A 23,252-nucleotide genomic window follows, 5' to 3' on the forward strand; every position below is an offset into this window, starting at 1 on the left:
ATTGTTCGAAGAGCCGGCGATGCGCGCCGAGTTCCGGCCGCCCGCTTTTCGAATTGAGGATTTCGCCATGAAGACCGGCATTCATCCCGACTACCACACCATCAAGGTCGTCATGACCGATGGCACCGAATACTTCACGCGTTCGACGCTGGGCAAGGAGGGTGACACCCTCAACCTCGACATCGACCCGAAGACGCACCCGGCCTGGACCGGCGGCAGCCAGCAGCTGATGGACCGCGGCGGCCGCGTCTCGCGCTTCAACTCGCGTTTCGGCGCGCTGGGCGCCCTCGGCAAGAAGTAATTCGCGTTTTCGCGGCCCTTCCGGGCCTGCGAGCACGACAGAAAAGCCCGGCCTCGCGGCCGGGCTTTTTGCATTGGTGGCGACGATAGGCCGCGGTTGGGCTTGCCGTCATTCTCGTGCGGAGCGAAGCGCAGGCCCGAGAATCTCGTGACGAGAAGCCTCTATCGGAGCCTCTTCTGGCCTGAGATGCTCGGGTCGAGCCCGAGCATGACGCCACAGGAAGTCAGCGCAGCAGGCCGAGACGCGCCTGCAGGCTCTCGAGCTGTCCGCGCACAGGATTCGCCGTGGCGGGCCGGATAGCGCCCGACATCTGGGCGTCGAGATTGCGGATGCGCTCCTGCAGGCGGATCGAATGGGCAATCAGATCGCGCAGGCGCTGCGGCAGGCGCGCCGCCTCGGCGTTCGTCGGCTGCAGCATCGGCTCGGCGATGCGCACCTTGTTATGCTCGTTGCGCGCTTGATCGGCGCTCATCTCGCCCTCGGCGACGGCGCGCTGCACCAGCAGCCAGGAGGCGATCTGCATCAGCCGCGTCGTCAGGCGCATGCTCTCCGTCGCATAGGTCAGCGAGACCTCTCGCGGCAGCGCCGCCGATTCGGCCCGGCCGTCCCCGTCGAGATAGGCGGCGGTCGCCTCGACCAGCCCCATCCCCTCGCGGAACAGCTGCATGAACGCGTCCGACTTGACGAAGCCGCGCGCGAACGAGATCGCGCCGTCCTCGGCCTCGGGCCTTAGCATCGTCAGATCGGTCATCCCATGTCTCCAATCGGTACAGCGGCGTGCGATCGAGAGACGCGACGCCGAACTGGCCGGGACATCGCAAGGATAACGCCATGAGCTTGTCGGCGCCGTGGTAACGTGTCGTTAAGGTTAACGGTGCGATGGTCCGGCCCGACGACGCCCGCCCTGCCCGGCCGGATCGGGCTGTAGACCAAAAAAAGAGCCGCCCCGAAGGCGGCTCGAAGGTCAACAGGGAGGCGTCAAACAGAGTGGGCAGGAGCCACTCGACATCCAGACAAACTGGATGATGCGATTCATACTTTGGAATCGTTAAGCGGGCGTTAACGCCGCCCGAAAATGCGACACATTCGAACGATCCTGACGCAGTTCATTTCGTCAGCGCGTCACTGTCAGCTTCAGGCCGAAGCGCTCGCTGAGAAAGCGCTCGCCGAGCGAATAGCGATAGGTGCCGCCGAGGCTGACGCTGGGCGCGATCTCCCGCCGGATCTCGATGCTGTGGCCGCCAAGCACGGTGACCGGCGCCTGCATGATCACGACGGTCTGCGGCCAGCGAAACTGGAAGGCGGCGAGCGGCTTGCCGCCATCCTCGCGCAATCCGATCCGGGCGGTATCCTCTACGGCGATGGCCGGCGTGACCGCGAGCAAGGCCATGGCGAGTGCGACGAAGCGCATCGTCTTGTCTCCTGTCGAAATGCAGGCGCGCGATCGGGAACGGCGTCCAGCCGTCTCTCCGTTCGTTTCCACCTGCTGTCATTGTCGGAAGCGGCGCCGGCCGAGCCGTTGCGTCGGCGCGGGCGGGCGGCATTCGGCCGCCTTCTGACCACGTCCTCAGGATAGGCCCATCGGCCCGCAATGCGAAGATGAATATCCGTTCATCTGCCGGCGCATCTTGTCGCGTGGCGGGAAGGACTCAGCCGTTCCAAAATTGCCGCGGCACCTGCGACACCTGTTGACGGCCGCGAATTCGCCTCAGGCCTTCTTGAAGAAGGCGTCGGCCGCCGAGCGTGAGGCCGACTTCTTCTCTCGGGCTTCCTTCAAGCGTTCGATTTCCGCTTCCAGCAGCACGATCCGTTCGCTGAGTTCGGCAACCGAGAGCTGAGACAGATCCTGCCCGATCTCATGGGCCCGCTTCGGTGCCGGGCGGTCGTCGTCGAGAAATCCAGCCATCATAGCCTCGCCTTGCATCCTCCGGACGTGCGAGCTTAATCGCAGCACAACGCCAGCACCACAGGCGAGGAGACGCCCATGACTGCCCTGCCCCAGACCATGACCGCCATCGGCTTCGAGGCCCCCGGCGGCCCGGATGTGCTGAAACCCCAGCAGCGTCCGGTGCCGCAGCCCGGCCCCGGCCAGCTCCTGGTCCATGTCGCGGTCGCCGGCGTCAACCGGCCCGACGTGCTGCAGCGCATGGGCGGCTACGCTCCACCGCCGGGCGCTTCCGACATTCCCGGCCTTGAATTCGCCGGCCGCATCGTCGCGCTTGGCGAGGGCGTCTCGCGCTACGAGGTCGGCGATCAGGTCTGCGCGCTCGTCGCCGGCGGCGGCTACGCCGAATATGCCGTGGTTCATGAAGACAACGCCCTGCCGATCCCGGCCGGGCTGTCGCTGGAGCAGGCCGGAGCGATCCCCGAGACCTTCTTCACCGTCTGGACCAATGTCTTCCAGCGCGGCGGCCTGAAGAAGGGCGAGAGCTTCCTGGTGCATGGCGGCACCTCCGGCATCGGGACCACCGCGATCCAGCTCGCCAAGGCTTTTGGCGCCACCGTGCTGGCGACCGCGGGATCGGACGACAAATGCGCCGCCTGCCGCGACCTCGGCGCCGACCACGCAATCAACTACCGCACCGAGGATTTCGTCGCCGCGGCGAAGGCGGCGACCGGCGGGCGCGGCGTCGACCTGATCCTCGACATGGTCGGCGGCGACTATATCAACCGCAATTACGATGTGGCTGCCGAGAGCGGCCGCATCGCCCAGATCGCCTTCCTTAACGGCCCGAAGGCCGAGGTCAATTTCAGCCGCCTGATGCTGAAGCGGCTGACCCATACCGGCTCGACCCTGCGCCCGCGCACGATTCCCGAGAAGGCTGCGATCGCCCGCGAGCTCGAGGAGAAGGTCTGGCCGCTGCTGACGGAAGGGCGCTGCAAGCCGGTGATCCATGCCCGCTTCCCGCTGGCGCAAGCGGCGCAGGCGCACGCGCTGATGGAGAGCAACGCCCATATCGGCAAGATCGTGCTGACGATCTGAGCGATCGGATTGATTGGACAGCCTTCCCGGCTTTGCCTATAAGGCGGCCCATCCTCCTCATCGTCGATGATTTGGATGACCGGCCGGGGCGGCCGGTCGGCGCCTGAGAGCTATTGCCCGCGACATTCCAGGAGACGGCCCGTGTCACAAACGCCGCTGATGCCCAAGGCCACTGCGGTCTGGCTGGTCGAGAACACCTCGCTGACCTTCGAGCAGATCGCCGAGTTCTGCAAACTGCACCCGCTCGAGGTGCGCGGCATCGCCGATGGGGAGGTTGCGGCCGGCATCAAGGGCCTCGACCCGATCACCTCCGGCCAGCTTACCCGCGAGGAGCTCGAGCGCGCCGCCAAGAACCCGTCGCACCAGCTCAAGCTGGCCGAGCGCAAGGTCAAGGTGCCGGAGATCAAGCGCACCAAGGGCCCGCGCTACACCCCGGTCTCGAAGCGCCAGGACCGCCCGAACGCGATCCTCTGGCTGCTGCGCAACCACCCCGAGCTCAAGGACGCGCAGATCATCCGCCTGATCGGCACGACCAAGACGACGATCGCCCAGATCCGCGACCGGACGCACTGGAACACCCAGCAGTTGCAGCCGATCGACCCGGTCAGCCTCGGCCTGACCTCGCAGATCGACCTCGACTTCGAGGTGGCCCGCGCCGCCAAGGAGCGCCCGGCCATGGTCCTGCAGGACACCGGCTCGACCCTGCTCCCGGCCGAGGAGACGACCGCACCCGAGCCGGCGCCGTCCTCGCAGCCCTTCGCCGACATGAGCCGGCCGAAGCGGCAGGACGAGGAGAAGATCGACGTCGATTCGGTCTTCGCCAAGCTGAAGCAGCTTAAGCGCCCGGCTGACGACGAGGATGACGACGGCGGCTACTGAGTCCGGCCGGCCGGATTAGGATCGGAGGCGAGTGACGATGACGACGGACCTCGCCTTCACCTTCCTCGGCAGCGGCGCGCCGCCCGTCAGCCTGCGCCGCGCCGGCCCGGCCCATCTCGTCGAGACGGGTGGTGCCAAGGTTCTGGTCGATTGCGGCTCGGGCGTCAGCCAGCGCCTCGTCGCCGCCGGCCATGCCGGAGCGCAGATCGATGCGCTGATCGTCACGCATGAGCATTCCGACCATCTGGTCGATTTCTACCAGCTGATCGTCTCGTCCTGGCATCAGGGCCGCAATCGGCCCTGGCGCGTGCTCGCGCCGGAGCCGGCGCTCGCCAATATGCGCGGCCAGTACGAGGCCTTCGCCCGCGAGCGCGCCTTGCGCATCGCCTTCGAGAAGCGCCCGGATGCGACCGGCCTAGAGGTCGTGTTCGAGGAGTTGCAACAAGGCCCGGTAGCGGGACTTGGCGACCTCGCAGTCGAAGCCTTCCTGGTCGATCACAAGCCGGTCGAACCGGCCTTCGGGCTGTCGCTGTCGGCCAATGGCAGCCGCATCGTCTTCTCCGGCGACACTCGCCTGACGCCTTCGCTCGAACGGGTTGCTGAGGGCTGCGATCTCCTGGTCTGCGAAGTCTTCATCGACAGCCAGATGCCTATCACCGCCGGCGTGCGCTCGGCGCAGACGGTCGCCTCGGTCCAGAGCTATCACATGACTCCGGCGGTGGTGGCCGGCCTTGCCCGGCGCGCCGGCGTCAAGGCGCTGGCGCTGACCCACCTCGTCCCGCCGGGGGCCGACACCGCGGCACTGTTCGCCGAAGTCCGCGCCGGCGGCTATTCCGGGCCGCTGATCGTCGGCGAAGACCTGATGCGGCTGGAATTGCCGGCGCGGCTGCTGCGCTGGAACGGCGCCGCGATCGGGTTCTGAGCTACCCGAGTCCCCTGCCCTTCAGCGCGGTGCCGATCTCACCGAGCACGGCGGGATCCTCGATCGTCGCCGGCATCGCATACTCCTCGCCGTCGGCGATCTTCTTCATCGTCGCGCGCAGGATCTTGCCCGAGCGCGTCTTCGGCAGCCGCGCCACGGTGATCGCGAGCTTGAAGGCTGCGACGGGGCCGATCCTGTCGCGCACCAGCCCGACCAGCTCCTGCTCGACCTCGGCCGGCGACTGCGTCACCCCGGCCTTCATTACGACGAAGCCGCAGGGCTGCTCGCCCTTGAGCGCGTCCTTGATGCCGACCACGGCGCATTCGGCCACAGCCGGATGCGAGGCCAATACCTCCTCCATGCTGCCGGTCGAGAGCCGGTGGCCGGCGACATTGATGATGTCGTCGGTGCGGCCCATGATGAAGACATAACCGTCCTCGTCGATGAAGCCGGCATCCGAGGTGTGGTAGAAGCCGGGATAGGTCTCGAGATAGGCGCTGCGGAAGCGCTCGTCGTCCTGCCACAGCGTCGGCAATGCGCCGGGGGGCAGCGGCAGCTTGGCGACGATCGCCCCCATCGTCCCGGCCGGCACCGGCCGGCCGCCTTCGTCGAGGCACTTTATGTCGTAGCCTGGCAACGGCACGCTCGGCGAGCCGTGCTTGATCGGCAGCAATCCCAGTCCCACCGGGTTGCCGACCATGCAGGCGCCGGTCTCGGTCTGCCACCAATGGTCGACCACGGGCACCCCGAGCACATCCTCGGCCCATTTCAGCGTATCGGGATCGGCCCGCTCGCCGGCAAGGAAGAGGGTGCGAAACTGCGAGAGATCGTAATTCTTGAGATAGGTCGCCTGCGGATCCTCCTTGCGGATTGCCCGGAAGGCGGTCGGCGCGGTGAACATCGCCACCGCCTTGTGCTCGGCGATCACCCGCCAGAACGCGCCGGGATCGGGCGTGCCGACCGGCTTGCCCTCGTAGAGGACCGAGGTCGCGCCCTGGATCAGCGGTCCGTAGACGATATAGCTGTGGCCGACGACCCAACCGACATCGGAGGCGGTGAACATCACCTCGCCGGGCCTGACGTCGTAGAGCTGGGTCATGGTCGCGACCAGCATGACCATGTGGCCGCCATTGTCGCGCACCACGCCCTTGGGCCGCCCCGTCGTGCCGGAGGTGTAGAGCACATAGAGCGGGTCGGTCGCGGCGACCTCGACGCAGTCGGCCTTGCGCCCGTTTGCGCGCGCGGCGGCGACGAGCGTGCGCCAGTTCTTGTCACGGCTGACATGCATGGAGGCATCGACCTGCGGCCGCTGCAGCACGATGCAGGCATTTGGCTTATGCGTCGCGAGATCGATCGCCGCGTCGAGCAGCGGCTTGTATTCGACCACGCGCGTCGGCTCGATGCCGCAGGTCGCGGTCATGATCAGCTTCGGCGTCGCGTCGTCGATGCGGGTTGCCAGCTCTTTGGCCGCAAAGCCGCCGAACACCACCGAATGCACCGCGCCGATCCGGGCGCAGGCCAGCATGGCGAAGGCCGCCTCCGGGATCATCGGCATATAGATGATGACGCGGTCGCCCTTGCCGACGCCCTGGTCCTGCAGCACCGCCGCCAGCGTCGAAACCTCATCGAGCATCTGCGCATAGGTGAAACGCTGCTTGGTGCCGGTGACCGGGCTGTCATAGATCAGCGCCGTCTGCTCGGCGCGGCCGTCGCGGACATGCCGATCGAGTGCGTTGAAGCAGGTATTGCAGCTCGCATCCGGAAACCAGCGGCCATAGATGCCAGCCTCCGCATCGAAGATCTGCTGCGGCGGCTTGATCCACTCGATCCCCTCGGCGATCTGCGCCCAATAGCCCTCAGGGTCCCGCTGCCAGGCGGCATAGGTCTGCGCATAGCGGCTTGCATGGCTGGCAGTCATGAAAAGCGTTCCTCTTCGCCTGGTATTGAGCCTAGAGGTGAACTCCGGGCTGGCCGTCTGGGGGCCGGATTTGGCGCGGGATCGTGCCCATGTCCGCCGCTTGCGTGCAAGCACCGCGATCTCAGACTTTCAGCGCAACCGGATGGGCTGCGCTGCACATCTCGCCTTTGCCGGGGCCATGACCTTCGACCTCACCTTCTTTGCCGTCATGGTGCCTGCGGTCGTCCTGATGGGGCTGTCCAAGGGCGGCTTCGCAGGCCTTAGCCTGCTCTCGCTGCCACTGATGGCGCTGATCGTCTCGCCGGTGCAGGCGGCGGCGATCATGCTGCCGATCCTGATCATCCAGGACATCGTCTCGGTCTGGTCCTATCGCCGCGACTTCGACCGCCGCAACCTCGCGACACTCATTCCCGGCATGCTGCTCGGCGTCCTCGCCGGCTATCTGCTGGCGGCGAAGGTCTCGGATGCCGCCGTCGGCCTCGCCGTCGGGGTGATCTCGATCGGCTTCGCGCTCCGCCGCCTCCTCGCCGGCAAGGCGACGGCGCAACCGGTGACCAGGGCGAATTATGCGACCGGCACGCTCTGGGGCGCGATCTGCGGCTTCACCAGCATGATCGCCCATGCCGGCGGGCCGCCCTTCCAGATCTATGTGATGCCGCAGCGCTTGCCGCCGGCCGTCTTCGTCGGCACCGGCGCGCTGTTCTTCGCGCTGATGAACTGGATCAAGGTGCTGCCCTATTTCGTCCTCGGCCAGTTCAGCCCGCAAAACCTGACGGCCTCGGCGGCGCTAGCGCCCGTGGCGATCCTCTCGACCATCGCCGGCGTCTGGCTGGTCAGGCGTGTCCCCGCCGAACGCTTCTACACCATCATCTACTGGCTGCTGACCGCGGTCGGCGTGAAACTGGTCTTCGACGGCCTGCGTCCGCTCTTCGGCTGATTGCCCATGGCGAGATGCGCTTCTAGGCTTGTCGCAACGACAGCCGGGAACGCCGAACGCCATGCCGCTCTCACCTTACGACACTGACCTCGATCGCAACCCGGCGAACTTCCAGCCGCTCTCGCCGCTGCCCTTCCTCGAGCGCGCCGCCAGCGTCTTCCCGGACCATGTCGCGGTCATCCACGGCCCGCTGCAGCGGAGTTACGCCGAGCTCTACGCCCGCACCCGCCGGCTCGCCTCGGCGCTGAAGCAGCACGGCATCGGCAAGAACGACACCGTCGCGGCGATGCTGCCGAACACCCCGGCCATGCTCGAATGCCATTACGGCGTGCCGATGTGCGGCGCGGTGCTGAACACGCTCAACACCCGCCTCGACGCCGCGATCATCGCCTTCTCGCTCGACCATGGCGAGGCCAAGGTGCTGATCGCCGACCGCGAGTTCTCTGGGACGGTCAAGGAGGCGCTCTCCCTCTGCAAGGCGAAGCCGCTGGTCATCGACTATGACGACCCGGTCTATGACGGCCCGGGCGAGCGCCTCGGCAGCGTCGAATACGAGGATTTCCTTGACCAGGGCGATCCCGATTTCGACTGGGTCATGCCGTCGGACGAGTGGGATGCGATCGCGCTGAACTACACCTCCGGCACGACCGGCGATCCCAAGGGCGTGGTCTACCATCATCGCGGCGCCAATCTGCTCGCGACCTCGAACGTGCTCACCGGCGGCATGGGCCGGCACCCGGTCTATCTCTGGACCCTGCCGATGTTCCACTGCAATGGCTGGTGCTTCCCCTGGACGATCTCGCTGCTCGCAGGCACCCATGTCTGCCTGCGCCAGGTCCGGGCCAAGGCGATGTACGACGCGCTCGCCGACCATGGCGTCACTCATATGTGCGGCGCGCCGATCGTGATGTCGACGCTGCTCAACGCGCCCGAGGCCGAGCGCCGCAGCTTCCCGCAGAAGGTCAACTTCTTCACCGCCGCCGCGCCGCCGCCGGAAGCGGTGCTCGCCGGCATGGCGCAGGCCGGCTTCAACGTCGTCCACCTCTATGGGCTGACCGAGGTCTACGGCCCCGCCGTGGTCAACGAATGGAACAGCGCCTGGGACGCCCTGCCCGCTGGAGACCAGGCGGCGCTGAAGGCGCGCCAGGGCGTGCGCTATCCGGCTTTGGAAGGGCTCGACGTGCTCGATCCCGAGACGATGCAGCGCGTGCCACATGACGGGGAAACGCTCGGCGAGGTGATGTTCCGCGGCAATGTCGTGATGAAGGGCTATCTCAAGAACCCGAAATCGACGGCAGCCGCCTTCGAAGGCGGCTGGTTCCATTCCGGCGATCTCGGCGTGATGCATCCCGACGGCTATATCCAGCTCAAGGACCGCTCCAAGGACATCATCATCTCCGGAGGCGAGAACATCTCCTCGATCGAGGTCGAGGACGCCCTCTACAAGCACCCGGCGGTGCAGGCCGCCGCCGTCGTCGCCCGCCCCGACGAGAAATGGGGCGAGACGCCCTGCGCCTTCGTCGAATTGAAGCCGGGGCAATCAGCCACGCAGGACGAGATCATCGCCTGGTGCAGGACCCTGCTCGCCTCGTTCAAATGCCCGCGGACCGTCGTCTTCGTCGAGGTCCCCAAGACCTCGACCGGCAAGATCCAGAAGTTCAAGCTGAGGGAAATGGCGCGGGCGCTGTAGCACCGCGCGCCATCGCTGGCGGCCGCCCGTCAGTCGCGCCGCGTCGAGAGCTTCGCAATCAGCTCGGCCCGATCCGCCACGAACCAGAGACAGCTTCCGTCATTGGCCTCGCGAACAAACTCGCGAAAAGCGCGGCTCTTCGCGGTCCATTGCGCGATGTCGCCGATGATGACGAGCGGCATCCGGTAATTCGCGAACTTCTGGCCGACCTCGCCAGCGAGGCCGCTGCCCAGATCGAAGAAATCCTCGCCGAGGCGCGCCATCGGAATGGCGAGCATGTCGACCTCCTGCACCCAGGCCTCGGCCAGGAAGTCATTGGCGTCGCTCGGCTTGGCCAGCGCGGCTCCGGCAGGCGCGCAAATCAGGACACGCCGTCCCGCCACCTCCAGCACCGCGCTATCCATGGTGTGTCTGCCCGGCGAGGAAGCGCTGCACCGGTTCCGACTGCCCTGGAATGAAGTGCAGCGCCTCAGGCAGGAAGCCGATCTCGGCATGCGGCGCGAACGCCTGCAGCCGCCTGCGGGTATCGTCCGAATCGATCAGCACGTCCCGCCCGCCCATGATCGCCAGAATAGGCATCTTCAGCCTTGCCAGCTCGGCGTCGCTCAAGCGGGGTATCATCCCGAGGCGAAGCCGGATCGAGCGCCCGATCGCCTCCATCAGGGCAATAACGGGCTTCAGCGCTTCCGGCGGCTCGCTCACCTGCGGCCCGAGGACGAGCTCGCGCATTCGGCGCTTTCCCCATGAGCCGAGCAGCAGGAAGGGTAAGGCCCGCAGCAGGAAGTTCTTCTGCCGGCCGATCCCGGCCGGGCAGATCAAGGCGAGGCGCTCGACGAAATCCGGCCGGCGGTTGGCATAATCCAGCGCCAGCCAGCCGCCGAGCGAGACGCCGACCACGGCAGCCCGTGACAGGCCGAGCCCGGACATGACGTCATCGAGCCAGAGTGCATGAGCGTCGGAGGCGAGTGGCGGCCGGGAGGGCGCGCTGAAGCCCGCCTCCCCGATCATGTCGATGGCATAGAGCCTAAAACGTTCGGCCCAGGGCACGGCATCGAGAATCCAGGCCGCGGCATTGGCCTGCGCGCCGTGGAGGAGGATGACCGGCGGCCCGTCCTCGCGGCCGAAGGCCAGCACGAAGGTTTCGCCCTGGCGCGTGGGCAGGCGCAGCTCGGATGCCGGCGCAGGCCAGCCGTCGAGGACCTCGCGATAGAGGCGATGCACGGCCTCGGCTCCCTCGGCCGAGCGGAAGGCCCCCGTCGTCATCGCAGGTTCTCCAGCTGGACCTGGGCGAGTTGGAGCAATTGGGCGGTATCGGCAGGCGAGCCGATGACCACGACCTTCAGAAGCCTGGCCGCTTGGTCGAACGCCGTCGTCAGCTGGATCGGATTCGGCCTGACCTCCGTGCTCATGATCGCCGCGCTCAGGAAGGTCGCGATCTTCTGCGCCCCGTCGGGATCGAGATCCACCACCTCTAGGACGGAGGTCACCCGCACCGCGCGCTTTGCGGCGGCAGACGTATCCACGCCCGCAAAAGCCTCCAGATCGGAAGCGACGATGCGATAGGACTTGCCGACCCGCGTCGCGCGAAGCCGGCCCTCGCGAATGAAGCGGAGCACGGTTTTTGGATGCAGCTTCAGGCGCTCGGCGGCCTGCTCGACGGTAAGAAGCGCGTTCACCGGGATATTCCTCATTGATCCCAATAAGGAATAATTTATTCCAGAATAGGGATCAATGAGGACGATAAGGGATTTTCAGATCTCGACTTTCTCCGTTGCCCCGCTCCCGATCCGTGCCAGGAAACGATCCGCAGCCTCCAGCTCGGCGCTCGCGACCCACTCGTTCGGCTGATGCGCCTGCGCGATCGAGCCGGGGCCACAGACCACAGCGGGGATCCCGGCTTGCTGGAAGAAGCCGGCCTCGGTTCCGAACGGCATTGCGAGCGGCGGCCACAGGCCGCCAAATTCGCGCGTTGCTGCGACAGCGGAGCTGTCCGCCGCGCAGTCGAGCGGCAACACGCGTGCCAGCGGCGTCGTCTCGACACTCAGGTCGGGTGGCAATCTCGCCACGAAATCCTCGACTTCAGCGAGCACGGCGCCCACGACAGCCTCATTGGGCGGACGAAACTCCCAGACCACTTCGCAGCGCTCAGGAACGATGTTGATGGCGCTACCTCCCGCGATCCTGCCGATATTGACCGTGATCCCGCAGCATTCACCACGCGCTCCGAGGCCCGACAGCGCCGCGACCAGCGCCGCCGCCGGCTCGATTGCGCTGGCGCCCAGCCGCGGGTCGCTCGAATGCGCGGCGCGGCCATGGAAAACGCTGCGATAGCCATAGAAGCCGCGATGGCTGAGCCCGATGCGCATCTGCGTCGGCTCGCCGATGATGGCGAGCGCCGGCATGGGGCAGTGCGCGAGCATGTCGGCGATCAGCAGCGGGACGCCGAGGCAGCCGACCTCCTCGTCATAGGACAGAGCCAGATGGATCGGCCGCCGCAGCTCTCGGGCCCGCCAGCCCGGGACGGCTGCGAGGCAGGCCGCGACGAAGCCCTTCATGTCGACAGCGCCCCGGCCGTGCAGGCGCCCGTCCCGGCTCGCGAGCACGAACGGATCGCTCGCCCAGTCCTGATCGTCGACCGGGACGACATCAGTGTGGCCGGAGAGGACGATGCCGCCCGGCTCGTCAGGCCCGATCGTCGCCAGGATATTGGCCTTCTCGCCCGAAGCGTCGCTGGTCAGGCGGATCCGCGCGCCCAAGCTGTCGAGATAGTCCGCGACCCAATTGACCAGATCGAGATTGGAGCGCCGCGAGGTGGTGTCGAACGCCACGAGCCGGCGCAGGATCTCGGTGGTATCCATGGCTGCCTAGGCGCCCGATTGCCGCGCCGGCCGCAACCGGGCGCCTGGCCACTTCCCGGTCGCCAGGAAGAATCCGGCAAGGATCAGCGCCATGCCGACGAGATGGAAGCCGCGCACCGGTTCTCCCAGCACCGCGACCGCGAGCAGCGCCGTGAACAGCGCCACCAGATGGAACGAGACGCCGGTGACGCTCGGCCCGAGCGTCGCCACGCAATGCCCCCAGAGGATGAAGGCGAAGAGCGAGGCGAACACGCCGATATAGAGCACGGCTGCGACCGAGCCGGCATCTGTCGGGATGCGCGCGCCTTGCACCAACTCGAACGCCCAGAACGGCGCGAGCACCAGCAGGCCCGCCGCCATGGTCGCGGCCAGGAAGACGAGCGGGCTCAAGCTCACCGGCTTGCGGCGCAGCAGGACGGAATAGATTGCGTAGTTGGCGACGGCGATCAGCACCAGGAACTCGCCGCCATCGGCCCGCAATCCGGAGAGCTGCTGCAGATCGCCGCGCGAGACGATCCAGATCACGCCGGCGAAGGACAGCGCAATGCCGGCGAGCGTCCGACCGGAAACGCGCTCGACGCCGAGCGCGACAGCCGCGAGCGGCACCATCAGCGGCAGGGTCGAGTTCAGGAAAGCGACGCTGGCGGCTGGGGTCGTCTGCAGCGCCAGGTATCCGAGCGCATTGTAGCCGGCGATGCCGAAGGCGCCGCAGGCGACGATCAGGGCAAGGTGCTGCCGCAGCAGCGCCCGCTCCCGCCAGGCCTGCCGGCCGATGAAGGGAGCAAGGCAGGCCAGCGCCACGAGCCAGCGCCCGACGGCGAGCGACACCGGCGGAAAGCTCGGGCCGAGCGCCCGGCCGAGGACGAGATTGCCCGCCCAGAACAGCGGCGGCAGCCAGAGCAGCAGGAGCGGGCGGGCCCAGAGCCCTTTGAGCAGGGCGGACATGGCCGACCTCACGCGCCGTCGAGGCCGATGCGCAGACGCCGGTTGTGCCGGCCCTTATTGTCGATCTTCAGGATGCGCAGCGGTCGCGACGCACCGGTCGATGCCAGATGCGTGCCGCCGCAGGCCTGGCGATCGAGCCCGGCGATCTCGACGACCCTGATGCGGCCATCGGCCGTCGGCGGCGGCGTGACCGAGCGCGACCGGATCAGGCCGGGCTCGTCGAAGGCCTCGCCCCCGCCGACATAAGTTTCGCGGACCGGTAGGTCCTGCCTGATCACGTCGTTGATCGCGCCTTCGAGGCCACGCAGGCGCTCGTTATCGGCTTCGGGCAGGTCGAAATCGATCCGCGCCGTGCCGTCCGCGTTCATCTGCACGCCGGTCACGAGCGCTCCGTCGAAGCCCTGGTAGACGAGTGCATTGACGATGTGCAGAGCGGTATGGAGCTCGCGCATGAGCTGCCGGAACGGGCGGTCGACCTCGGCGACCACCGCCCCCGAGAGCACGACCGGCTCGGCCAGAAGATGCCAGATGCCCTCGGCTGTGTCCTCGAAGCCGGCGATCGCGACATCGCCGCCCGACCATTGCAATGTGCCCTTGTCGGGAAGTTGGCCGCCACCGCCGGGATAGAACGGCGATCGATCGAGCCGGATACGGCCCGGCTCGGCGGCCGTCACGACGGTTTTGAGGGCGAACACCTCCGGCTCGTCCAGACAGAAATAGCGCGTCACGAAAAGACTCCTTTTCGAAGAAGTCTGGGGACGCGGCTTGGAACCGTATTGGCGGAAATTGACAGATCAGCGGGCGCGGCCGGCAGCGCCCGCCCGCTGATACTGCAAGGGCGTGATGCCGAAGGAGCGCTTGAAGTGCCGCGTCAGCGCGCTCTGGTCGTAGAAGCCGCTGGCCAGCGCCGCGTCGGCGATCGGCACGCCGGCCTTCAGCTCCCGGATCGCCGCCTTCAGCCGGAGCTGGGTCAGATAGGCATGGGGCGTCAGGCCGGCCGTGCGTTTGAACAGGTGAATGAGCTGGAACGGGGTCATATCGACCCAAAGCCCCATTTCGTTCAGGGTCAGCCCGCTTTCCGCATGCTGCGAGGCCAGCCGCTTCGCCACACGTGCAACCACTGCCTCGTCGCGTACGGCCATCGGGACAGAGCGGGCGCCGTCGCCATGCCTCTGGAACAGCGTCCCGAAGCTGGCGACGAGGAGCTCGCGCTCTTCGAGCGGGTCCTGGCCATCCTCCAGGCTGCAGTGCAGCCGGGCGAAGGCCGCGATCAGATCGGCGTCGCCAACGACATTGCGCATGAAATAGGCCGGGCGAGCGATGCCGAGATCGGCGACCACTGTCTCGATGGCGGGCTGCGTCAGATAGAACGAGCGATAGCGCCAGCGTCTGCTCCAGCCCATGCGGCCGGAATGGGGCTCGGCGGGATTGAAGACGAGCAGCACGCTCTCGCGGGCCTCGTCGCTGCGACCGCGGCTCTTGAATTCGGAGCCGCCGCTTTCCGTCACGGCGACGACGAAGGCATCATGCTGGTGCGGCGCATAGTCATGCGTCGTGAAATCGGCGTAGAGGCAGCTGAGCCCGTCGACGCCGGTCGCGTTCCAGTAACGGGTGGTGTTGTGTCGATCGACGCGGGCCAACGGCGCATCCCCTCGCAGCGGCCGGGGATTGTTGCACGATCGAGCGAGCGCTTCCACGCCGGTCGGGCTGTGCCGTGCCTCTGCTCATAAAAAGGCCGGCCCCTTTCGGGGCCGGCAGCGCGAATGCGCGAATTCGTCGCGGGCGCCGCGGCCCGCCTGTCCTCTCAGTGCAACGTCGGTGCCGGCATGGTCAGCCGCACGCGCTCGATCTCATCCTTCAGCAGCAGCTTCTTCCGCTTGAGCTCGGCTACGCCAAGATCGCTCGACGAGGGGCTGGCGATCGCCTGGGCGATGGCTTCCTCGAGCTGGCGATGCTTGCGTTCGAGCTCGGCGAGATGTGTCTGCAGCGACATCTGGATCCTCCTGATGAGCGTTCTAACAAGAGAAGTCTGACACAGAGCCGGCTTCACGTCTGCCGGGCAGACGTGCGCTGCACCATGAGTTTCTGTGATCCCTTCCGGGACCTTTCCCGAGGCGCATGAATGCGAGCAAGCCGGCCCGCATCGCGCTGGCGATACCCTTGCCGGGCCGCCCGCGCCTGCGCATAGTCGGCCGCGATCGCGGCGATGATGAGACGGCTTCATGGGATTCGAATTGAGCCCGGAGGAGATCGAGGTTCTGGAAGCGGAGCTGGCGCGACTGCGCGAGGAGCATCGCGACCTCGACAGCGCCATCGATGCGCTCGAACGTCTCGGTCCGGTCAACCAGATCCAGATCCAGCGCCTGAAGAAGCGCAAGCTCTATCTGCGCGACCGCATCTCCTATCTCGAGGACCAGCTGACGCCGGACATCATCGCCTGAGTGTCCCCACACTCCGACTCGTCCCCGGGGAGCGCAGCTCGACCCGGGAGCCATGCCTGAGCCCGTCCGAAAGAGGTTCAGACATGGGTCCCGGATCGGCGCCGCCAGCGCGGCTTGTCCGGGACGACTCCGAAACCGATGGAATTCCAGCGCGAATCGTGGCGCCAAGACGATTCCGCCCTTGCCTGTGACGCTGCGGCCGGTCTAGATCGCGCGCTTCCTCCCTCCTGCCGGGAAGCATCTGATCTCATGGCCGAGCCGACCCCACCCGTCGCCATCATCATGGGCAGCCAGTCCGACTGGGCGACGATGCGCCACGCGGCCGACACGCTCCGCGAACTCGGCATCGCCTTCGACGCCCGCATCGTCTCGGCCCATCGCACGCCCGACCGGATGGTCGACTTCGCCAAGGGCGCCAAGGCAGCCGGATTCAAGGTCATCATCGCCGGCGCCGGCGGCGCGGCCCATCTGCCGGGCATGACGGCGTCGCTGACGCCCCTCCCCGTCTTTGGCGTCCCCGTCGAATCCAAGGCGCTTTCCGGCCAGGACAGCCTGCTCTCGATCGTACAGATGCCAGGCGGCATCCCGGTCGGTACGCTCGCCATCGGCAAGGCCGGCGCTATCAACGCCGCCCTGCTGGCCGCGGCCGTGCTCGCCCTCTCCGACGACGACCTCGCAGAGCGCCTCGACGCCTGGCGCGGCCGGCTGAGCGCCGCAGTCGCCGAACGTCCGAAGGACGACGCATGAGCCAGCCCGATCCGCGCGGCCTCGGTCCCGGCGCCGTTCTCGGCATTCTCGGCGGCGGGCAGCTCGCCCGGATGCTGGCGCTGGCCGCGGCCGATCTCGGCGTGCGCGTGCACATCTTCGCGCCGGACGCCGACAGCCCGGCCTATGAGGTCGCCGCCCGCCACACCATCGGTGCCTATGAGGACGAGGCGGCGCTCGCCAGCTTCGCCGACGCCGTCGATGTCGTGACCTACGAATTCGAGAACGTCCCGGCCGCGACCGCCGCCTTCCTTGCGGCCCGCACCCCACTGCATCCCGGAGCACGCGCGCTGGCGGTGACGCAGGACCGCCTGACCGAAAAGCGCTTCGTCGCCGATCTCGGCCTAGCGGTCGCCCCCTTCGAGTCCGTCAACTCGCTCGCCGATCTGGAAAAGGCCGTCGCCAGCCTCGGCCGTCCCGCCGTGCTGAAGACGCGTCGCTTCGGCTATGACGGCAAAGGCCAGGTCAAGATCGTCGACGGCGTCGATCTCGCGCAGGTCTGGGACGAGATCGGGCATTTCCCCGCGATCCTCGAAGGCTTCGTCACCTTCGCGCGCGAGGTCTCGGTCGTCGCCGCCCGCGCCGCCGACGGCTCCTTCGCCGCCTTCGACGTGTGCGAGAACGAGCACCGCGACCACATCCTGGCGCTGACGCAGGTGCCCGCCCGGATCGACACAGCCGCGGCCGACGCCGCGATCGAGGCCGCACGGCGCATCGGCGAGGCGCTCGCCTATGTCGGCGTTTTCGCCGTCGAGTTCTTCCTGGTCGAGGGCAAGAGCGGTCAACAGGTCGTCGTCAACGAAATCGCCCCGCGCGTCCACAATTCCGGGCATTGGACCAGCGAGGGAGCGCAGACCTCGCAGTTCCACCAGCATGTCCGCGCCGTCTGCGGCTTCCCGCTGGGCGCAACCGCTCGGCGCGGCCGCGTCACCATGCAGAACCTGATCGGCGACCAGGCGAATGACTGGCGCGCGCTCCTGGCTGAGCCCGGCACGCATCTGCACCTCTACGGCAAGCGGGAGGCGAGGCCCGGCCGCAAGATGGGCCATGTCACCCGCGTCCTCCCCGAAGCCGGCTGAGAAAGGCTGCTGAACCAGCTAGAGCATTCCTTCGAGACGCGATCGGCCACGCTTCTCAGGATGAGGGCTGAGCGGTGTCGAGCCGCACCTGAGCCGACCTGCCTCTCCTCTCCAAAACCCGCGTGGTTTCACGGGTTTTGCCGCGCTGCAGCGTGGACAGGCCGCGGGAATTCTGGTATCCGCACGACCTTCGCGGCGATCTTCCGAGCGGGAGGTCGCCGCCCCGATTCCGGACCACAGACAACGACGGACTAAGAGACGTGCAGGTTCTCGTTCGCGACAACAATGTCGATCAGGCGCTGCGGGCGCTTAAGAAGAAGATGCAGCGCGAGGGCATCTTCCGTGAGATGAAGCTGCGCGGCCATTACGAGAAGCCGTCCGAGAAGAAGGCGCGCGAGAAGGCCGAGGCCGTCCGCCGGGCCCGCAAGCTGATCCGCAAGAAGCTGCAGCGCGAAGGCTTGCTGCCCGCGCCGGTGAAGCCGAAGCGCCCTGAGCGTCCCGCTCGGCCGGCGGTCTGACCGCGCCAGGGACCGGCCGCCAGCCAGCGTCACACTGATATCTGTTTGCGCCTGGAGCTTCTCCGGGCGCTGTTGTTTTTGTAGGCTCGTTAACCAAACTTTGTCAGGGCTTGGGCGTTTTGGAGGATGGCGGCGCACCGGGGCGGTGGCGCCGCATGGCAGGCGAGAGTTGCAAGGCGATGGATAAGAGCATGCTCACAGGCAGGAACTGGCTGATCGCGACGGGCCTGGCGCTCGCGCTCGCAGGCTGCGACACGGTGAGCATGAGTTCCGGCGCCGGCGTCGCCGAGCTCCAGACCGAGAACACCGAGGCAGCCAGCGTCAACATCGGCTCGCTCAGCGAGGTGATCAACCGCAACCCGAACGATCCGCAGGCCTACAACACGCGCGGCGCGGCTTACGCCCGCATCGGCCGCTATTCCGACGCGATCTCCGACTTCACCAAGGCCGTGCAGATCGACGCCAATTTTGCGCCGGCCTACACAAATCGCGGCCTGGCGCTGCGCCAGAGCGGCCGCAACGACGCTGCCCTGCAGGACTTCAACCGCGCCACCACCGCCAATCCGAACTACGCCCCGGCCTATATCGCCCGCGCCAATCTGCTGCGCGTGCAGGGCAACAGCCAGCAGGCGCTGGCAGACCTCAACGCCGCGATCCGCCTCAACCCGGAATCGGCCGAGGCCTTCCACGCGCGCGGGCTGGTCTACCAGAAGGAAGGCCAGCACCAGCAGGCCGTCACCGATTTCGACTCGGTGATCGACCGCAACCCCTACACCGCCCCGCCCTATATCGCCCGCGGCGAGAGCCTGAACGCGCTCGGCAAATACGATTCCGCGCTGGAGGACTTCACCGCGGCGCTCAATGTCGACAACCGCAATGCCGCCGCCTGGGCCGGCCGCGGCTTCGCCTTCGAGAAGCAGGGCAAGAAGACCGAGGCAAGCGAGGCCTATCAGCGCGCCCTCGGCCTCGACGGCAACAATCAGATCGCCCGCGCTGGCGCTGCTCGTGTCGGTGGCGGCGGCGGGATGTTCCGGCTCTGAGGTCGTCTCACCGCTGCGCCATAGCGGTCACCGTTTCGCTACCTGCCAGACGGCTCGTATCCAGATCTGCCAGGAAGCGCCTGATCTCCGGCACCGAGCCATGCGCCGGCAGGTTCTCGTGATTGCCCTCAGGGAATCGGACGAAGCGCTTCGGCGGATTGGCGAGCCCGAACAGCGCCTCGCCTTGGCTGAACGGGATGACGCCGTCGCGCTGGCCGTGCAGGATCAGCAGCGGCGCCTTGACCTTGCCGATGACCTGATCGGAGTGAAACTGGTCATGCATGACCAGCCCGACCGGGATGTAAGGGTAGAGCTGCTGTGCGACAGCGGCAGTGGAGAGATAGGGCGCCTCGAGGATCACCGCCTTGAGCGGGGCCTCCGCCGCCAGCTTCAGCACCACGCCCGTGCCAAGCGACTCGCCATAGCCGACCAGCCGCTCCGCGCCGAAGCGCTCCACGGCCGCGGCATAGGCGGCACGGGCATCCTGCGCCAGGCCGTCCTCGGTTGGCGAGCCGGTCGAGCCGCCATAGCCGCGATAATTGACGGCGAAGAGCCCCGTCCCATCCTCCGTCAACGCCCGGAAACGCGCCTGCCGGATCGGCCGACCGAAATTGCCGGCATTGCCGTGGAAGAACAGCAGCACCGGCTTGCCGTCGCGCGGCGGCACCACCCAGGCGATCAGCTTTTCGCCGTCCGCGGCGGTCAACGCCGCCTCCTCGACACCCGGCAGATTGGCGCTGGCGATCTCGGCCCGCGCCGCATTGCGCGGATACATCATCTCGCGCTGCTTGATGTACAGCAGCGCGAGCATTGCGACATAGGCGCCGAACGCTCCGATGGCGAGAAGCTTCAGGATCCTGCGCATCGCCCGCTGCCTACACTCTCGCCAGAAACAAAAGGGCCGGCATCGAGCCGGCCCTTTGCGACGTTCCGATGACGAGCGCCCTGCCTCAGTGCGCCATCGCCTTGACGATCTCGTCGGTGACCTTCTTGGCGTCGCCGAACAGCATCATCGTGTTGGGCCGGAAGAACAGCTCGTTCTCGACGCCGGCATAGCCGGCCGCCATACCGCGCTTGATGAACAGCACGGTCTTGGCCTTCTCGACGTCGAGGATCGGCATGCCGTAGATCGGTGAGGACTTGTCGGTCTTGGCGGCAGGGTTGGTGACGTCGTTGGCACCGATGACGAAGGCGACGTCGGCCTGGCCGAACTCCGAGTTGATGTCCTCGAGCTCGAAGACCTCGTCATAGGGCACATTGGCCTCGGCCAGCAGCACGTTCATATGGCCCGGCATGCGGCCCGCCACCGGATGGATGGCGTACTTGACCTCGACGCCTTCCTTCTTGAGGAGGTCGGCCATTTCGCGCAGCGCGTGCTGCGCCTGAGCCACCGCCATGCCGTAGCCCGGCACGATCAGGACCTTGCCGGCGTTCTTCATGATGTAGGCGGCATCGTCGGGCGAGCCCTGCTTGACCGGGCGCGCCTCGACCGCACCACCGGCGCCAGCAGCGGCATCGTCGCCGCCGAAGCCGCCGAGGATGACGGAGATGAAGCTCCGGTTCATCGCCTTGCACATGATGTAGGACAGGATCGCGCCGGACGAGCCGACCAGCGCGCCGGTGATGATCAGCGCCATGTTGCCGAGCGTGAAGCCGATGCCCGCCGCGGCCCAGCCGGAATAGGAGTTGAGCATCGAGACGACGACCGGCATGTCCGCGCCGCCGATCGGGATGATCAGCAGCACGCCGAGCGCGAAGGAGACCAGCACGATCAGCCAGAAGAGGACGTGGCTTTCCGTCTTCAGGAAGATCAGCAGCATCACGAAGAGCGCGACGCCAAGGCCGATATTGATGGCGTGGCGCTGCGGCAGCATGATCGGCTTGCCGCTCATACGCCCGTCGAGCTTGAGGAAGGCGATGATCGATCCGGTGAAGGTGATCGCGCCGATGGCGACGCCGAGCCCCATCTCGAACAGGCTGGCGCCCTTGATCTTGCCGACCTGTCCGATGCCGAAGGCCTCTGGCGCATAGAGCGCCGCCGCCGCCACCAGCACCGCGGCGAGGCCGACCAGCGAATGGAAGAAGGCGACGAGCTGCGGCATCTGCGTCATCTGCACGCGCTTGGCCATGAAGGCGCCGAAGCCGCCGCCGATGGCGATACCGAGCAGAACGAGCAGCCAGCCGGAGAAGCCGGCCGGCGGATAGAAGATCACCGTGGTCAGCACGGCGATCGCCATGCCGATCATGCCGTAGCGATTGCCCTGGCGCGAGCTCGTCGGATGCGACAGCCCGCGCAGGGCCATGATGAAGAGGACGCCGGAGACGACATAGAGAAGGGCGGCGAGATTGGCGGCCATGCGCGTCAGCCCTTCTTCTTGTACATGGCGAGCATCCGCTCGGTGACGAGGAAGCCGCCGAAGATGTTCACCGAGGCCAGGATCAGCGCGATGAAGCCGAAGACCTTGGCCCAGAGCGGCCCGTCGCCCATGGCGGGCGCCGCCTGAACTCCCACCGCCAGCAGCGCCCCGACGACGATGACCGAGGAGATCGCGTTGGTGACCGACATAAGCGGCGTGTGCAGCGCCGGGGTCACCGACCAGACGACGTAGTAGCCGACGAAGACCGCGAGCACGAAGATGGCGAGGCGATAGACCGTCGGATCGACGCCGGTCGCGGCGCCGGCCGCCGCAGCGGCCTGCTCGGCATATTTCTCGGCGAGTTCGGCCGCCTGTTTTGCCAATGCCGCGGCGGAGCGGGCCTGTTCGAGCGCCTGTTCGGGTGCCGGATTAGCCATGACGTGACCCTCCCCTGTGCAGTGCTTTAGGCCTTGGCCGCGAAATTCGGATGGATGACAGTGCCGTCTTTGGTCAGGCAGGTCGCCTTGACCAACTCGTCTTCCCAGTTCACCGCGAGCTTCTTCTCGGCCTTGTCGATCAGCGTCTCGACGAAGGCGAAGAGGTTCTTGGCGTAGAGGCTGGACGAGGTCGCAGGCAGGCGGCCCGGCACGTTGAGATGGCCGACGATCTTGACGCCGTTGGCCGTGGTCACGACCTCGCCCGGCTTGGCGAGCTCGCAATTGCCGCCGCGCTCGACCGCGAGGTCGACGATGACCGAGCCGGGCTTCATGCTCTCGACCATCGCCGCCGAGATCAGCTTCGGCGCCGGGCGGCCCGGGATCAGCGCGGTGGTGATGACGATGTCCTGCTTGGCGATATGGCTCGCCGTCAGCTCGGCCTGCTTGGCCTGGTATTCCTTGGACATTTCCTTGGCGTAACCGCCGGCTGTCTGCGCCTGCTTGAACTCCTCGTCCTCGACGGCGAGGAACTTGGCGCCGAGCGATTCGACCTGCTCCTTGGTTGCAGGCCGGACGTCCGTCGCAGTGACGATGGCGCCCATGCGGCGCGCGGTCGCGATCGCCTGCAGCCCGGCGACGCCGACGCCCATGATGAAGATCTTCGCGGCCGGCACGGTGCCCGCCGCGGTCATCATCATCGGCAGCGCCCGGCCATATTCGGCGGCGCCGTCGACCACCGCCCGATAGCCGGCGAGATTGGCCTGCGAGGACAGCACGTCCATCACCTGCGCACGGGTGATGCGCGGCATGAACTCCATGGCGAAGGCTGAGACATTGGCCTTGGCCAGCGCCTCGACCTGCGCCTCGCTGCCATAGGGGTCCATGATCCCGACGACGAGCGCACCGGCGGGCAGGCCGGCGATCTCGCTTTCGGCCGGGCGGCGCACCTTCAGCACGATGTCGGCGCCGGCCAGCGCCTCGGCGGCGCTGCCGGCCAGCTTGGCGCCGGCCGCCTCGTACTCGCCATCCGTAATGCCGGAGGCGAGGCCCGCCCCCTTCTCCACTGCGACATCGGCTCCGAGGCCAATGAACTTGCGGACGGTTTCCGGCGTCACGGCGACGCGGGTCTCCGCCCCTTGCGTTTCGGCTGGGACAGCGATGCGCATGGAGGCCAGGCCTTTC

The 23,252-nt window shown here is 67.1% G+C and carries 27 protein-coding genes; 11 read left to right on the plus strand and 16 right to left on the minus strand.

The annotated features are described in order from the left end of the window. Positions 1–67 precede the first annotated feature (67 nt). Entirely contained in the window at positions 68–301 is a 234-nt protein-coding gene (gene rpmE, locus ACFPOB_RS22020; protein WP_137879994.1) for a 50S ribosomal protein L31, read from the plus strand. A 223-nt stretch (positions 302–524) separates the two neighbouring features. On the opposite strand, the gene rcdA is transcribed toward rpmE, so the two are convergent. The 3 genes from rcdA to ACFPOB_RS22035 form a co-directional block, all read right to left on the minus strand. Further along, positions 525–1,052, minus strand: coding sequence for a protease adaptor protein RcdA (gene rcdA, locus ACFPOB_RS22025; protein ID WP_377800532.1), 528 nt, complete (start codon positions 1,050–1,052; stop codon positions 525–527). Between the two features lie 363 nt (positions 1,053–1,415). Next, entirely contained in the window at positions 1,416–1,712 is a 297-nt protein-coding gene (locus ACFPOB_RS22030) for a hypothetical protein (protein ID WP_377800533.1), read from the minus strand. Positions 1,713–2,009: 297 nt separating this feature from the next. Continuing rightward, positions 2,010–2,207: a DUF1192 domain-containing protein gene (locus ACFPOB_RS22035; protein ID WP_092161348.1), complete on the minus strand. Its 198-nt coding sequence runs from the start codon at positions 2,205–2,207 to the stop codon at positions 2,010–2,012. A gap of 78 nt (positions 2,208–2,285) precedes the next feature. Here ACFPOB_RS22035 and ACFPOB_RS22040 point away from each other — a divergent pair, with 78 nt between their 5' ends. From ACFPOB_RS22040 to ACFPOB_RS22050, 3 genes are all read left to right on the plus strand, one after another. Next, positions 2,286–3,284 carry an NAD(P)H-quinone oxidoreductase gene (locus tag ACFPOB_RS22040; RefSeq protein ID WP_377800534.1) on the plus strand — a complete coding sequence of 333 codons (999 nt, stop codon included), beginning with the start codon at positions 2,286–2,288 and terminating at the stop codon, positions 3,282–3,284. A gap of 141 nt (positions 3,285–3,425) precedes the next feature. Continuing rightward, entirely contained in the window at positions 3,426–4,163 is a 738-nt protein-coding gene (locus tag ACFPOB_RS22045) for a DUF1013 domain-containing protein (RefSeq protein ID WP_377800535.1), read from the plus strand. Between the two features lie 37 nt (positions 4,164–4,200). After that, entirely contained in the window at positions 4,201–5,085 is an 885-nt protein-coding gene (locus tag ACFPOB_RS22050; RefSeq protein WP_377800644.1) for an MBL fold metallo-hydrolase, read from the plus strand. 1 nt (position 5,086) lies between these two features. Here the strand turns inward: ACFPOB_RS22050 and ACFPOB_RS22055 are convergent, their stop codons facing one another. Next, positions 5,087–7,003, minus strand: a complete 1,917-nt coding sequence (locus ACFPOB_RS22055) for a propionyl-CoA synthetase (protein ID WP_377800536.1) — start codon at positions 7,001–7,003, stop codon at positions 5,087–5,089. Between the two features lie 37 nt (positions 7,004–7,040). On the opposite strand from ACFPOB_RS22055, the gene ACFPOB_RS22060 reads away from it, so the two are divergent. Both ACFPOB_RS22060 and ACFPOB_RS22065 read left to right on the plus strand, forming a co-directional pair. Next, positions 7,041–7,940 (plus strand): sulfite exporter TauE/SafE family protein, encoded by a 900-nt coding sequence (locus tag ACFPOB_RS22060; protein WP_377800537.1) that lies wholly within the window; start codon positions 7,041–7,043, stop codon positions 7,938–7,940. Between the two features lie 61 nt (positions 7,941–8,001). Beyond that, entirely contained in the window at positions 8,002–9,630 is a 1,629-nt protein-coding gene (locus ACFPOB_RS22065; protein WP_377800538.1) for an acyl-CoA synthetase, read from the plus strand. Positions 9,631–9,659: 29 nt separating this feature from the next. Here the strand turns inward: ACFPOB_RS22065 and ACFPOB_RS22070 are convergent, their stop codons facing one another. The 8 genes from ACFPOB_RS22070 to ACFPOB_RS22105 form a co-directional block, all read right to left on the minus strand. Then, positions 9,660–10,034, minus strand: coding sequence for a DUF4180 domain-containing protein (locus ACFPOB_RS22070; protein WP_377800539.1), 375 nt, complete (start codon positions 10,032–10,034; stop codon positions 9,660–9,662). Then, the gene (locus ACFPOB_RS22075) at positions 10,027–10,893 is read right to left on the minus strand and encodes an alpha/beta fold hydrolase (protein WP_377800540.1); all 867 of its coding nucleotides are present in this window, start codon (positions 10,891–10,893) and stop codon (positions 10,027–10,029) included. Before ACFPOB_RS22075 ends, ACFPOB_RS22070 begins: the two co-directional genes overlap by 8 nt. Then, positions 10,890–11,306 carry a helix-turn-helix domain-containing protein gene (locus ACFPOB_RS22080; RefSeq protein WP_377800541.1) on the minus strand — a complete coding sequence of 139 codons (417 nt, stop codon included), beginning with the start codon at positions 11,304–11,306 and terminating at the stop codon, positions 10,890–10,892. Before ACFPOB_RS22080 ends, ACFPOB_RS22075 begins: the two co-directional genes overlap by 4 nt. Before the next feature lie 75 nt (positions 11,307–11,381). After that, on the minus strand, positions 11,382–12,488 hold the full coding sequence (gene argE / locus ACFPOB_RS22085; protein ID WP_377800542.1) for an acetylornithine deacetylase: 1,107 nt from the start codon (positions 12,486–12,488) through the stop codon (positions 11,382–11,384). A 6-nt stretch (positions 12,489–12,494) separates the two neighbouring features. Continuing rightward, complete coding sequence (locus tag ACFPOB_RS22090; protein WP_377800543.1) at positions 12,495–13,433, minus strand: DMT family transporter; 939 nt, start codon at positions 13,431–13,433, stop codon at positions 12,495–12,497. 8 nt (positions 13,434–13,441) lie between these two features. After that, positions 13,442–14,161, minus strand: coding sequence for an alanyl-tRNA editing protein (locus ACFPOB_RS22095; protein ID WP_377800544.1), 720 nt, complete (start codon positions 14,159–14,161; stop codon positions 13,442–13,444). A gap of 66 nt (positions 14,162–14,227) precedes the next feature. Further along, positions 14,228–15,073, minus strand: a complete 846-nt coding sequence (locus tag ACFPOB_RS22100) for an AraC family transcriptional regulator (protein ID WP_377800545.1) — start codon at positions 15,071–15,073, stop codon at positions 14,228–14,230. A gap of 164 nt (positions 15,074–15,237) precedes the next feature. Next, complete coding sequence (locus tag ACFPOB_RS22105) at positions 15,238–15,426, minus strand: YdcH family protein (protein ID WP_377800546.1); 189 nt, start codon at positions 15,424–15,426, stop codon at positions 15,238–15,240. A gap of 229 nt (positions 15,427–15,655) precedes the next feature. On the opposite strand from ACFPOB_RS22105, the gene ACFPOB_RS22110 reads away from it, so the two are divergent. The 5 genes from ACFPOB_RS22110 to ACFPOB_RS22130 all read left to right on the plus strand — a co-directional run bounded on the left by ACFPOB_RS22110 (position 15,656) and on the right by ACFPOB_RS22130 (position 19,276). Next, positions 15,656–15,874 (plus strand): YdcH family protein, encoded by a 219-nt coding sequence (locus ACFPOB_RS22110; protein ID WP_110488657.1) that lies wholly within the window; start codon positions 15,656–15,658, stop codon positions 15,872–15,874. 249 nt (positions 15,875–16,123) lie between these two features. After that, positions 16,124–16,621, plus strand: a complete 498-nt coding sequence (gene purE, locus ACFPOB_RS22115; RefSeq protein WP_377800547.1) for a 5-(carboxyamino)imidazole ribonucleotide mutase — start codon at positions 16,124–16,126, stop codon at positions 16,619–16,621. Then, positions 16,618–17,718 carry a 5-(carboxyamino)imidazole ribonucleotide synthase gene (locus ACFPOB_RS22120; RefSeq protein WP_377800548.1) on the plus strand — a complete coding sequence of 367 codons (1,101 nt, stop codon included), beginning with the start codon at positions 16,618–16,620 and terminating at the stop codon, positions 17,716–17,718. The genes purE and ACFPOB_RS22120 overlap by 4 nt, the downstream gene beginning before the upstream one ends. 260 nt (positions 17,719–17,978) lie before the next feature. Then, entirely contained in the window at positions 17,979–18,236 is a 258-nt protein-coding gene (gene rpsU, locus ACFPOB_RS22125) for a 30S ribosomal protein S21 (protein WP_092161278.1), read from the plus strand. A 191-nt stretch (positions 18,237–18,427) separates the two neighbouring features. Then, positions 18,428–19,276 (plus strand): tetratricopeptide repeat protein, encoded by an 849-nt coding sequence (locus tag ACFPOB_RS22130; RefSeq protein WP_377800549.1) that lies wholly within the window; start codon positions 18,428–18,430, stop codon positions 19,274–19,276. A 7-nt stretch (positions 19,277–19,283) separates the two neighbouring features. On the opposite strand, the gene ACFPOB_RS22135 is transcribed toward ACFPOB_RS22130, so the two are convergent. From ACFPOB_RS22135 to ACFPOB_RS22150, 4 genes are all read right to left on the minus strand, one after another. Beyond that, complete coding sequence (locus ACFPOB_RS22135) at positions 19,284–20,141, minus strand: alpha/beta hydrolase (RefSeq protein WP_377800550.1); 858 nt, start codon at positions 20,139–20,141, stop codon at positions 19,284–19,286. An 85-nt stretch (positions 20,142–20,226) separates the two neighbouring features. Next, positions 20,227–21,633, minus strand: coding sequence for an NAD(P)(+) transhydrogenase (Re/Si-specific) subunit beta (locus ACFPOB_RS22140; RefSeq protein WP_377800551.1), 1,407 nt, complete (start codon positions 21,631–21,633; stop codon positions 20,227–20,229). A 5-nt stretch (positions 21,634–21,638) separates the two neighbouring features. After that, on the minus strand, positions 21,639–22,070 hold the full coding sequence (locus ACFPOB_RS22145) for an NAD(P) transhydrogenase subunit alpha part 2 (protein WP_092161274.1): 432 nt from the start codon (positions 22,068–22,070) through the stop codon (positions 21,639–21,641). A gap of 26 nt (positions 22,071–22,096) precedes the next feature. Next, positions 22,097–23,236 (minus strand): Re/Si-specific NAD(P)(+) transhydrogenase subunit alpha, encoded by a 1,140-nt coding sequence (locus ACFPOB_RS22150; protein ID WP_377800552.1) that lies wholly within the window; start codon positions 23,234–23,236, stop codon positions 22,097–22,099. Positions 23,237–23,252: the final 16 nt, after the last annotated feature.

The sequence above is a fragment of the Allobosea eneae genome (assembly GCF_042657265.1).
In the GTDB taxonomy this organism is placed as follows: Bacteria; Pseudomonadota; Alphaproteobacteria; order Rhizobiales; family Beijerinckiaceae; genus Allobosea; species Allobosea eneae.

What these genes read in the sequence shown, in the direction of transcription:
- rpmE (WP_137879994.1), top strand. Translation starts at nt 68, where the DNA reads ATGAAGACCGGCATTCATCCCGACTACCACACCATCAAGGTCGTCATG.
- rcdA (WP_377800532.1), bottom strand. Translation starts at nt 1,052, where the DNA reads ATGACCGATCTGACGATGCTAAGGCCCGAGGCCGAGGACGGCGCGATC.
- ACFPOB_RS22030 (WP_377800533.1), bottom strand. Translation starts at nt 1,712, where the DNA reads ATGCGCTTCGTCGCACTCGCCATGGCCTTGCTCGCGGTCACGCCGGCC.
- ACFPOB_RS22035 (WP_092161348.1), bottom strand. Translation starts at nt 2,207, where the DNA reads ATGGCTGGATTTCTCGACGACGACCGCCCGGCACCGAAGCGGGCCCAT.
- ACFPOB_RS22040 (WP_377800534.1), top strand. Translation starts at nt 2,286, where the DNA reads ATGACTGCCCTGCCCCAGACCATGACCGCCATCGGCTTCGAGGCCCCC.
- ACFPOB_RS22050 (WP_377800644.1), top strand. Translation starts at nt 4,201, where the DNA reads ATGACGACGGACCTCGCCTTCACCTTCCTCGGCAGCGGCGCGCCGCCC.
- ACFPOB_RS22055 (WP_377800536.1), bottom strand. Translation starts at nt 7,003, where the DNA reads ATGACTGCCAGCCATGCAAGCCGCTATGCGCAGACCTATGCCGCCTGG.
- ACFPOB_RS22065 (WP_377800538.1), top strand. Translation starts at nt 8,002, where the DNA reads ATGCCGCTCTCACCTTACGACACTGACCTCGATCGCAACCCGGCGAAC.
- ACFPOB_RS22070 (WP_377800539.1), bottom strand. Translation starts at nt 10,034, where the DNA reads ATGGATAGCGCGGTGCTGGAGGTGGCGGGACGGCGTGTCCTGATTTGC.
- ACFPOB_RS22075 (WP_377800540.1), bottom strand. Translation starts at nt 10,893, where the DNA reads ATGACGACGGGGGCCTTCCGCTCGGCCGAGGGAGCCGAGGCCGTGCAT.
- argE (WP_377800542.1), bottom strand. Translation starts at nt 12,488, where the DNA reads ATGGATACCACCGAGATCCTGCGCCGGCTCGTGGCGTTCGACACCACC.
- ACFPOB_RS22090 (WP_377800543.1), bottom strand. Translation starts at nt 13,433, where the DNA reads ATGTCCGCCCTGCTCAAAGGGCTCTGGGCCCGCCCGCTCCTGCTGCTC.
- ACFPOB_RS22105 (WP_377800546.1), bottom strand. Translation starts at nt 15,426, where the DNA reads ATGTCGCTGCAGACACATCTCGCCGAGCTCGAACGCAAGCATCGCCAG.
- ACFPOB_RS22110 (WP_110488657.1), top strand. Translation starts at nt 15,656, where the DNA reads ATGGGATTCGAATTGAGCCCGGAGGAGATCGAGGTTCTGGAAGCGGAG.
- purE (WP_377800547.1), top strand. Translation starts at nt 16,124, where the DNA reads ATGGCCGAGCCGACCCCACCCGTCGCCATCATCATGGGCAGCCAGTCC.
- ACFPOB_RS22120 (WP_377800548.1), top strand. Translation starts at nt 16,618, where the DNA reads ATGAGCCAGCCCGATCCGCGCGGCCTCGGTCCCGGCGCCGTTCTCGGC.
- ACFPOB_RS22130 (WP_377800549.1), top strand. Translation starts at nt 18,428, where the DNA reads ATGCTCACAGGCAGGAACTGGCTGATCGCGACGGGCCTGGCGCTCGCG.
- ACFPOB_RS22135 (WP_377800550.1), bottom strand. Translation starts at nt 20,141, where the DNA reads ATGCGCAGGATCCTGAAGCTTCTCGCCATCGGAGCGTTCGGCGCCTAT.
- ACFPOB_RS22140 (WP_377800551.1), bottom strand. Translation starts at nt 21,633, where the DNA reads ATGGCCGCCAATCTCGCCGCCCTTCTCTATGTCGTCTCCGGCGTCCTC.
- ACFPOB_RS22145 (WP_092161274.1), bottom strand. Translation starts at nt 22,070, where the DNA reads ATGGCTAATCCGGCACCCGAACAGGCGCTCGAACAGGCCCGCTCCGCC.
- ACFPOB_RS22150 (WP_377800552.1), bottom strand. Translation starts at nt 23,236, where the DNA reads ATGCGCATCGCTGTCCCAGCCGAAACGCAAGGGGCGGAGACCCGCGTC.